Below are 9751 nucleotides of genomic sequence, written 5' to 3' on the forward strand. Positions count from 1 at the left end.
GCCTGGCTGCGGCGCGGCGTTGGCAGAAGAACAAAATCTGTTTTATTGTTGCATGGTGAGCGTCGGGTTGTCCCACCTTCGGGTATGCGACCTCGGCGGTCAACTGGCCGGCGCCGGGGCGACTAAGATCCTGGCCGCCTTCGGTGCCGAAGTCATCCGAGTCGAAGACCCCGCAACGCGCGGGATGTGGGACGCGCTGCGCGGCGTCGGCCCGTTCGTCGACGAGCGCCGGGGCGTGAATCTGGGTGCCGGCTTCAACAACCACAACGTGGGCAAGCTCGGAGTGACCATCAACCTGCGTCAAGAGGCAGGCAAGCAGCTGTTGCGTGAGCTGATCGCCCTCTCCGACATCGTCTGCGAGAATTTCGCCGCCGGCGTGCTGGACAGGATGGGTTTCGGCTACGACGAGCTGCGCCGGATCAAGCCGGACATCATCTACGTCTCCAACTGCGGCTTCGGACATAGCGGCCCCTACCGCGATTTCAAGACCTGGGGTCCCATCGTTCAGGCGCTGAGCGGGCTGACCTTCACCGCCGGGTTGCCCGACCGTGAGCCCGCGGGATGGGGCTACTCGTACATGGACCACGTCGCCGCCTACTACATGACGGTCGCGATCCTGGCGGCACTGCATCAGCGCGAACGCACCGGCGAGGGTCAACACATCGACTTGGCCACCGTGCCTGCGGGCATCGCGATGCTGCCCACCGAGGTGCTGGATTGGACGGTCAACGAGCGGCCCGCGCGCCGGCCGGGGTTCCCGGACGGTAACCACGCCGACTTCGGTGAGATGGCTCCGCATGGGATCTACCCGTGCCTGGGCGAGGACCGGTGGATCGCCATCGCCTGCCGCGATGACCGCGACGTCGCCCTGCTGTCCAAAGTCGTCGACGAACCGCGATTGACAGACGACCGATTCGCGACCCTAGAGCAGCGGTTGCTCGGCGCCGACGCACTCGACGCACTCGTCAGCGCCTGCACCAGAACTCGCGAAGCCTCCTCGCTGGCAGCCGAACTCACTGCGGCCGGGGTGCCGGCGAGTGTCGTGAAGTCGCCGCGGGAACGGATCGACGAAGACCCGGATCTCGCCGAGTGGGGACTCTTTCCGACCGTGACGCACACCGAGATCGGGACGGTGCGCGTCGAAGGGGTTCCCCTGCGAATGTCGGCCTCGCCGTGGAACATTTCGCGGGCCGCGCCGTGTCTGGGCGAACACAACCGAGACGTGCTGGGCGGGCTGCTCGGGCGCAGTGATCAGGAGCTGGACGAATTGACGAAGCGGGGTGTGATCTGAACGCGCTGAGCGGGATTCGCATCGTCGAGATCAGCGGCCAGTTCACCCCCGTCGGGGGAAGGTTGCTCGCCGAACTCGGCGCGGAGGTCGTCGTGGTCGAACCTCCCGCGGGATCCTCACATCGGTCGCGACCGCCGTTCGCGCACGACAACATCGGGTCGGATACCAGCCTGCGCTGGTGGAGCGGCAACGTGGGCAAGAGGTCGGTGACCGTCGATCTCGACACCGCGGAGGGTGCCAACGCACTGGGGCTCCTGATCGCCGGCGCCGACATCGTGATCTCCGGGTCCGGCCCCGTCGGCGACGCCCGGCACCCGTCGCTGATCTGGGTGGCGGTCACCCCATTCGGCCTCGACAGCATGCGGGCCGACCAACCCGTCACCGACCTCACCATGCTTGCCGGCGGGGGTCCGGTCTGGAACTGCGGCTACGACGATCACTCCCTGCCGCCGGTCCGCGGCGCCGGCGAGCAGTCGGCCAACCTCGCCGGCCTGTATTGCGCGATCGGAGCGCTGGTGGCCCTTGCGCACCGGGACCAGACCGGCCAGGGTCAGCTCGTCGACGTCAGCGTCAATGCGGCCTGCAACGTCAGTTCTGAGCAGACGACGTACCACTGGCTGGTCAACAACGAGACGTGCGTCCGCCAGACCGGCCGTCACGCGTACTTCACGCGGAGCCAACCGACGCAGGTCCGGTGCGCCGACGGCGCCTACGCCACCACCGGCGTGCTACCCCGCAAGCCGACCGAATTCGCGAACCTGCTGACCTGGCTCGCGGACCTCGGCCTGACCGACGAGCTTCCCGAGGCGGTGTTCCTGGAAATGGCCGCCTCTCGCGACGAGCCGGTCGACATCGCGATGATCGGTGCCGACGACGAGACCACCGCGATACTGATGGCGGCCCGCGACGCGATCACCTTGATTGCTTCCCGGATGCCGGCGAATGAGTACTTCCTGGAAAGCCAGCGACGCGGATTCCCCGCCGGAGCGGTGCTGTCACCCGACGAGGCCTTCGAGGACGAACACATCGCCGCCCGCGGGTTTCACGTGCCGGTCCACCACCCGGAACTGGGGGAGACGTTCCGCTATCCGGGCACGCCATACCTTTTCAGCGCCACTCTTGCGGGCGGCCCCGTACGGCCACCCTTGCTCGGGGAACACAACGCGCTGCTCGACGAACTCGCCGACGACACCGCATGACCCCCGGTGACCGCCTCACCCATATCGGGCTGTGCGTCAGCGATCTCGAAAGATCCGTCCGATTCTATTGCACGGCAATGGGATTCGACGAAAGCGGCCGCCTGACGGTCGACGGGCCCGAGACGGCACGGCTGCTGGGCGTGCCCGGGCTGGTGCTGGTCTTGGTCTACCTGCAACGCGACGGATTTCGCCTCGAGTTGCTCGGCTACCCGGTACCGGGTGTGCGCGAGAAGCGCCGGCCCCGCCGGATGAACGCTGTGGGCTTCACGCACCTGTCTTTCCGCGTCGACGACGCGGACGCGGTCGTCGCGCGTATCGAGCGCCTGGGTGGCCAAGCCCGACCGGAACGAACGGTCACATTCGACGGCGGCAACCGGGGACTGATGGCGACTGACCCCGACGGCAACTGGATCGAGTTGATCGAGCGCACGCCGCCGAGCGACTGAGCAGTTAGTCACTCAACGTCCGATTGTTCATTGCGATGATAGAGTCAGGGCTGTGCCAGCGACCAGCGAGTTGATGTATTCGCCGTTCTCCAAGGCGATCTTCGACGATCCGTACCCGGTGTACCGGAGATTGCGCGACGAGGCGCCGGTCTACCGGGATCCCGAAAACCGCTGGTGGGTCCTGTCCAGGTTCGACGACGTGTCGCAGGCTCTGCGGGATTGGGAGACGTTCTCGTCCAAGCGCGGTCCGGCACCGGAGAACCCGGACAACGACGGACGGAAGTACTCGGTGATCTCGATGGACCCGCCCCGCCACGACCGCGTTCGCGGGGTCCTCAAAGGGTTCTTCACGCCAAAAGCGGTCGCCGCCATGGAGTCTGCCCTGCGGGCCGTGGTCCACACGCACCTTGGCCGGCTGCAACCGGGTACCACCGTCGACGCGATGGAGGCGTTCGCGTTCTCGGTGCCCACGGACGTGATCGGTGATCTGCTCGGCGTGCCGCACAGCGACCGCGCGCAGCTGCGCGTCTGGTGGGAGGCCTTCCTCACCCGGGAGGAAGGGCAGGTCGCGATGCCGGCCAAAGCCATCGAGGCCAACCGCCTGATCAGCCAGTACATCGGTGACCTGATCGAACGGCGCCGCACCGACCCGGGTGACGACCTGATCAGCGTCGTGCTGCAAGCCACGTTCGACGACCCCGAGGCCGGTGGCCAGCGCGCCCTGACCCCGCACGAGGTGCTCATGTTCTGCAATCTCCTGTCGGCCGCCGGCTCGGAAACCACGCAGAAGCTGATCTCCAACGGCCTCGTCGCGCTCGCCGAGCACCCCGAGGAGTGGCAGCGCATCGTGAAGGACCGCAGCGTCATTCCCGCCGCGGTGAACGAGGCGCTGCGCTACGACACGCCGAGCCACTGGGTGGCTCGCACCTTGACCAGGCCCGTCGAGCGACACGGCGTCACCATGGACGCCGGCGACTGGGTGCTGCTGCTCCTGGGCAGCGCCAACCGCGACGAACGGCGTTACCACGATCCCGACCGCTTCATCATCGACAGGCCGCGCGGCACCGACGTGTATTTCGGGTGGGGAATCCACATCTGTCTCGGGCAATGGTTGGCTCGCCGCGAGGCGCAGCTGGTGTTCGAGTACATCGCCGACAGGTTCCCCGACTACGCCATCGGGGCGCGCGAACGCGTGCTCACCGCGACGGTACGCGGATACACCAGCGTGGAGATGACCCTGCGCTGACCATGGAGATCGCCTTCACCGACGAGCAGCAACTGCTCCGCGACACCGCCGCGCAGCTGGGGGAGAGCGTGGGGGTTACCAGTGCGGACGAGATCGCGACCGGCGAGGCGCTCGACGCCCAGTGGCGCCGCCTGGTGGATCTCGGTGTGCCGACGTTGCGTTCGCCGCGCCTGTGCGGACTCGAGGCGAGCGGCGTCGAAACCGTCATCGTGATCGAAGAACTCGCCAGAACCCTCAGCGCCGTTCCGGTGACGGGCCAGGCGGTGCTGGCCACCGAGCTCCTGGAGGCGGCCGGAGCCGAGAAGGAATTGGAGCTCGTCGCGGAAGGCAGCCTTCGGCTGGCGCCGGTGCTGTGCCCCGACTTGATGGGTTTCGGCTCGGCTCACCGACCTGGGGTGGCATTCGACGCCGCGGGCGCCACCCACGGACTACTGACCGACCGCACCGACGGACAACGTCGGCTGGTGTGCGCACCACTGTGCGGCGCCGACCCGCGCGGACTGGACCTGACCCGTGAATTCCATTGTTTGCCAGCCGATTCGGTCGCTTCGGCGGTGGTGACCGGCAAGGTCATTGATGACGAACGGTGGCAGCGGGTCGAGTCCTTGGCGATGACCGCCGTCGCCGCCGACCTGGTCGGCATCATGCAGGGTGCCCTGGACGACGCGGTCCGCTATGCGGGCGAGCGGGCTCAATTCGGGGTCAAGATCGGCTCGTTTCAGGCCGTGGGTCATCTGCTCGCCGATGCCCTGGTGCAAGTCGAAGGCGCCCGGAGTTGCCTCTGGCACGCCGCGTGGGCGATCGACCACGCGCCGGACGACGAGGCGCGGCTGGCGGCGATGACGGCCAAGGCATACGCCTCGGCCGCGGGCCGGGAGGTGGTGGAGACCACGGTTCAGGTCTTTGGTGGCATCGCGATCACCTGGGAGCACGTTTCACACCTGCGGCTGCGCCGGGCGCTGTTGGACCGGCGGTTGTTCGGCGACGAGACGGTGCACTACGAGGCCATCGCCGCACTGCGGCTGGCGAACCGGGAACTCGCCTAGCCATGGACTTCAACGACAGCGCACCCGAAGCGCAGTTCCGCGCCGAGCTCAGGCAGTGGCTGTCCGAGCACGCCGCCGATGCCGCGATTCCCGACGACCCGGCGGCGCGGGCTGACGCGCAAAACGTCTGGCACCAAACGCTTTACGAAGCCGGCTACATCGGGTTGTCCTTTCCCGTCGAGTATGGGGGGCACGGCAAGGCGCCGGTCTACGAGGCGATCCTCAACGACGAGCTCGGGCGGGCCGGCGCCGCGCCCATCGAGGGCGTCGGTCACCTCAGCAACGCGTTACGCCTGTTCGGAACCGACGAGCAGCGCGACACGCTGCTGCCCGGGCTGTTGTCCGGCCGGGTGCGCTGGTGTCAGGGGTTCTCCGAACCCGAGGCCGGATCCGACCTCGCCGGCCTCAAGACCCGGGCCGATCTCCTCGACGCAGGCGGGCGTGAGATGTTTCGCGTCAACGGCCGCAAGATCTGGACGAGCTTCGGTGCGGTTGCCGACTGGTGCTTCCTGCTGTGCCGCACCGAGCCGGATGCGCCGAAGCACGCCGGCATTTCCGTGTTGCTGGTGCCGATGTCGACGCCCGGCATCGAAGTGCGCCCCATCGTCAACGCCGCACGCAACCGCGAATTCACCGAGATCACCTTCGACAACGTGGACGTACCCGCGGGCAATCTGCTCGGCGGGCGTGGGGAGGGCTGGTCCATTGCCAACCAGCTGCTTGCCTACGAGCGCGGTCCCAGCGACATCAACTGGATCGGCCGGCTCAAGACGCAGCTACGTCGCCTCGAGGACGACGTTCGCGTCGGCTGGCTCGAAGACTCGCCGTCGGCTCGGGCTCGGCTCGGGCAGGCCTACGTGGAGCTGCGCGCACTGCAGATCAAGGTCATGAGATCGCTCACGGAGCGCCAGAACGGCAAGCTTCCCGGGCCCGAGGGTTCGGTGGACAAGTTGCTCATGACCCGTGCCGACCAGTTCTTCGCCCACGCCATGATGGACCTGTCGGCCAGCGGCCCGCTGCTCACCGAAGGCCTGGAATGGGACATCTACGTGTGGTCGCGCGCCGCGGGCATCTACGGCGGAACGGCCCAGGTCCAGCGCAATATCGTCGCCCAGCGGGTGCTGGGCTTGCCGCGCGCCTGAGTGGAGCGGGGTCAGCCCTGTGGGTCCCGCGTCAGGTGCTTGTAGGCCTCCTGGAGCCCGTTGAGTCGTCGCATCAGGGTCTCGTCCTGATCATCCGACGCGCCGAGTTTGGCAGCGACCTCGGCGATCTCGGCGGCGAGCCGTTCGGCCGCCTCGCCTTTGGTGAGCAGGTCCTGGTCCGCCCAATCGTCGTGCGGGATGCGCGACTGTGGGCTATCGGGTGTTGTCATGGTCCTCCTTGATGCGCCCTGTTCGTTTGGGCTCCGGCCACCATCGGCGCTATAGTCAAATAGTCAGAATCTGTTCACTTGTACCGTATCGCACGACTTCGAGAGACGACTCCCACAATGCCGCTGCAACCTTCGATGAAGCTCCTGTCCGTCGATGATCACCTGATCGAGCCACCGCAGGTCTGGGCGGACCGACTGCCGAAGAAATTCCTCGACGCCGGTCCCCGCATCGTCGATTTCCCGCGCGACGGGGCTCCGCCGGTGCAGCAGTGGGTCTACGAGGGCAGGGCCTATCCGAACATCGGGCTGAATGCCGTCGCCGGCAAGTCGCCGGAGGAGTTCGGTGTCGACCCAATCCGCTACGCGGACATGATCCCCGGGTGCTACGACCCGAAAGCTCGACTGGCGGACATGGACATCGACGGCGTGCACGCCATGCTGTGCTTTCCGTCCTTCCCGCGCTTCTGTGGCACCGTCTTCCTGGAGGGCGAGGACAAGGAACTCGCGCAGCTGTCCGTCCAGGCGTGGAACGACTTCTCACTCGACGAATGGTGCGCCACCGACCCTGCCCGCTTCATTCCGATGGCGATCACACCGCTGTGGGACGCGGACCTGATCGTCGCCGAGATCGAGCGGGTGGCGGCCAAGGGCGCGCGGGCGATCGGGCTGCCGGACAACCCGACCAACTTGAAGCTGCCCAGCTACCACACCGCGTACTGGGAGCCGGTGTGGTCGGCGCTTGAGGAGACCAACCTGACCGCGGTGATGCACTTCGGCAGCGGCGGATTCCCGCCCCAGACCGCACCGGAGGCGCCCTTCGCGGTGATGATCACTTTGATGGGCACAACGTCCATGGCCGCGGCGACCGAGCTCATCTTCTCGCCCGTCTTCCACAAACACCCGAACCTCAAAGTCGCGTTCTCCGAAGGCGGCGTCGGCTGGATGCCGTACCTCGTCGAACGCGCGGACTACGTCTGGCGCAAGCACAAGTTCTACCAGAACATCCACCCCACGGTGGCGCCGTCGGAGTTGTTCCGGCGCAACATTTCCGGATGTTTCATCGAGGACGAGGTCGGCATGTCGATGCGCCACCAGATTGGGATCGACAACATCACCTGGGAATGCGACTATCCGCACTCCGACTCGTTCTGGCCCAAGAGCCGCGCGCGCGCCGAGGAGATGCTCGCGGACGTGCCCGACGAGGAGGCCGCCAAGATCGTCGAACTCAACACGCGGCGCTGGTACGCCTTCCCCGAGGACGGCTTCAAGTCCTGCACCGCGGATGCCGGGTGGCGGCCCAACGGCGGCAACCCACCGGAGTACGACTACGACGAAGTCATGGCCGGCCACGGCGGCATCGGATTCGACGCCTTCATAGACAAGATGGAAGAGCAGAAGTCCCACAAGGTCTGACGCGCACGAAGCTTCAATCGACCGGGACGGCGATGTCGGTCGAATTCACCCGTCCGCGTAGCACTTTGGAGTCGACGACCCGCCATCGGTGCGACTCCTCCTGACTGGCCATGTCCAGCGCCGCGGCGGACGCGGCGACGCCAACCGACAGCTTGGCGACGTCGGTGAGCCGCGCCGCCTCGTTGACCGGGTCGCCGATCACCGTGTACTCGTAACGGCCCGGGTGGCCGACGTTGCCGGCCACCGCCATGCCGGCCGAGACGCCGATGCCGGCCCTGATCGGCGCGCCGGGCGGATTCAAAATCCTGTTGAGTTCGCGCGCCGTCGCCAGCGCATGCGAGGCCCTGTCATCGTCGTCGAGGGGAGCACCGAAGACCGCCAGCGCCGCGTCCCCTTCGAACTTGTTGACAAAGCCCCGATTCGCTTCGACGGCGTTCACCACCATCGTGAAGAAGTCGTTGAGCGTAGCCAGCAACTCGGGTGGTTCCAGTGTGGTGGCCAGTCGCGTCGAGCCGACCAGGTCCACGAACAACACCGCCACTTCGCGGTTGACACCGCCCATCTCGATCTGGTCACCGGCGGCGGCGAGTTGCTCGGCCAGACGAGCCACATCCTGACCGACGTGGCGGCCGAACAGGTCGCGCAGCCGTTCTCGTTCCCGCAGTCCGGTCGCCATGGTGTTGAAGCCCGCCTGTAACAGCCCGAGCTCGGAGGCGTCGAAAATGGCGACGGACACGTCGAATTCGCCGCGCTGCACGCGTTGCATGCCGTGCCTGACCTCATCGATGGGATCGGCGATCGTTGACGCGTTGAATGCGGCGACCACCAGGCCGCAGGCTAGGGTGCAGCCCCCGAGCACGAGAACAACCAACGCCAGCCGATGCGCGGAGTACTCGACGAAGAGGGCGCTCGCGGCGACGAGCATGACCATCAGCGTCGGAACTCCCGTCCCGATCACCCAGGCGCTCACCGCGCGCAGCCGAAGGCCCGGGCCCTGAGCATGTTTTGGCGGGTCTTCGGTGAGCAGCATGGCCGCCGCCGGCCGTAGCGCGATCTCGCACATCCAATACGACAATGCGGTTGTCACGATCGCGCCCAGGATCATCGACACGCCCAACGTTGCCGACAGCCAAGGCCTGCCGAGATTGATGAGCACGAAAATCGCGCTGGCCGTGGACCACACCGCCCCGTGGACGACGGCCATTCTCCTCGGTATGGCCAAGACGACGCGCCGCGCGGTGGCGTCGCTTGCGTCCGCCGGCAGGCTCATCCACAAATAGCCGCAGATCACCGCGGAGGGCATGCTTACGACGCAATAACTCAGCGCCACGACGATGTTGAACTTCAGCACGTGCTGTTGGGCGAGCGCCGTACCGGTCGGAAGACCCCACAGCGCCAGTGCGGCGATGACCGCTGCGCCAACAATGGTGGGGATGACCGCGCCGGATATGAGCAGTGGCCTTCCGGCGGGCGGGAACGGCGAACGCAGCCGGTGCCGGACCAGCTTCACGGCGACGCCGGGGCAGCGCCCACGCGTTCCCGCCAGTTCTCCACCATGACCAATCGCCCCGACGAGGCGAGCTGTTGGGCGCCATTCCCGCCGAAGATCCGATGACCACCAACGTCGCGCTGAGCCCCGATGGCGACACGTTGTTCATGACGCTCGCCTCGTCGGGGCGATTGGTCATGGTGGAGAACTGGCGGGAACGCGTGGGCGCTGCCCCGGCGTCGCCGTGAA

The 9751-nt window shown here is 66.9% G+C and carries 10 protein-coding genes; 8 read left to right on the top strand and 2 right to left on the bottom strand.

Going from position 1 to position 9751, the window contains the following annotated elements:
* The first annotated feature begins 52 nt into the window (after positions 1 to 52).
* Genes A5697_RS23605 through A5697_RS23630 form a run of 6 tightly spaced genes read left to right on the top strand, consistent with a single transcriptional unit; the run spans position 53 to position 6370 of the window.
* Positions 53 to 1291: a CaiB/BaiF CoA-transferase family protein gene (locus A5697_RS23605; RefSeq protein WP_067945196.1), complete on the top strand. Its 1239-nt coding sequence runs from the start codon at positions 53 to 55 to the stop codon at positions 1289 to 1291.
* 14 nt (positions 1292 to 1305) lie between these two features.
* Positions 1306 to 2490: a CoA transferase gene (locus A5697_RS23610; protein WP_255396011.1), complete on the top strand. Its 1185-nt coding sequence runs from the start codon at positions 1306 to 1308 to the stop codon at positions 2488 to 2490.
* Complete coding sequence (locus A5697_RS23615) at positions 2487 to 2936, top strand: VOC family protein (RefSeq protein ID WP_067945199.1); 450 nt, start codon at positions 2487 to 2489, stop codon at positions 2934 to 2936. Before A5697_RS23610 ends, A5697_RS23615 begins: the two co-directional genes overlap by 4 nt.
* A gap of 52 nt (positions 2937 to 2988) precedes the next feature.
* A complete protein-coding gene (locus tag A5697_RS23620; RefSeq protein WP_082953558.1) occupies positions 2989 to 4182 on the top strand; it encodes a cytochrome P450 in 1194 nt (397 codons plus the stop codon).
* 2 nt (positions 4183 to 4184) lie between these two features.
* Positions 4185 to 5228, top strand: coding sequence for an acyl-CoA dehydrogenase family protein (locus A5697_RS23625; protein WP_068012212.1), 1044 nt, complete (start codon positions 4185 to 4187; stop codon positions 5226 to 5228).
* A 2-nt stretch (positions 5229 to 5230) separates the two neighbouring features.
* Positions 5231 to 6370 (top strand): acyl-CoA dehydrogenase family protein, encoded by a 1140-nt coding sequence (locus tag A5697_RS23630; RefSeq protein ID WP_067945204.1) that lies wholly within the window; start codon positions 5231 to 5233, stop codon positions 6368 to 6370.
* A gap of 11 nt (positions 6371 to 6381) precedes the next feature.
* On the opposite strand, the gene A5697_RS23635 is transcribed toward A5697_RS23630, so the two are convergent.
* On the bottom strand, positions 6382 to 6600 hold the full coding sequence (locus A5697_RS23635) for a hypothetical protein (RefSeq protein ID WP_067945205.1): 219 nt from the start codon (positions 6598 to 6600) through the stop codon (positions 6382 to 6384).
* 117 nt (positions 6601 to 6717) lie between these two features.
* Between A5697_RS23635 and A5697_RS23640 the strand changes: the two genes are divergently transcribed.
* Positions 6718 to 8013, top strand: a complete 1296-nt coding sequence (locus A5697_RS23640) for an amidohydrolase family protein (protein WP_067945208.1) — start codon at positions 6718 to 6720, stop codon at positions 8011 to 8013.
* Positions 8014 to 8026: 13 nt separating this feature from the next.
* Here the strand turns inward: A5697_RS23640 and A5697_RS23645 are convergent, their stop codons facing one another.
* A complete protein-coding gene (locus tag A5697_RS23645) occupies positions 8027 to 9523 on the bottom strand; it encodes an adenylate/guanylate cyclase domain-containing protein (protein ID WP_197501096.1) in 1497 nt (498 codons plus the stop codon).
* Positions 9524 to 9597: 74 nt separating this feature from the next.
* Here A5697_RS23645 and A5697_RS27895 point away from each other — a divergent pair, with 74 nt between their 5' ends.
* Positions 9598 to 9750: a hypothetical protein gene (locus tag A5697_RS27895; RefSeq protein ID WP_197501097.1), complete on the top strand. Its 153-nt coding sequence runs from the start codon at positions 9598 to 9600 to the stop codon at positions 9748 to 9750.
* The last annotated feature ends 1 nt before the right edge of the window (position 9751 follow it).

Source organism: Mycobacterium sp. E3251, from assembly GCF_001666835.1.
GTDB lineage: Bacteria > Actinomycetota > Actinomycetes > Mycobacteriales > Mycobacteriaceae > Mycobacterium.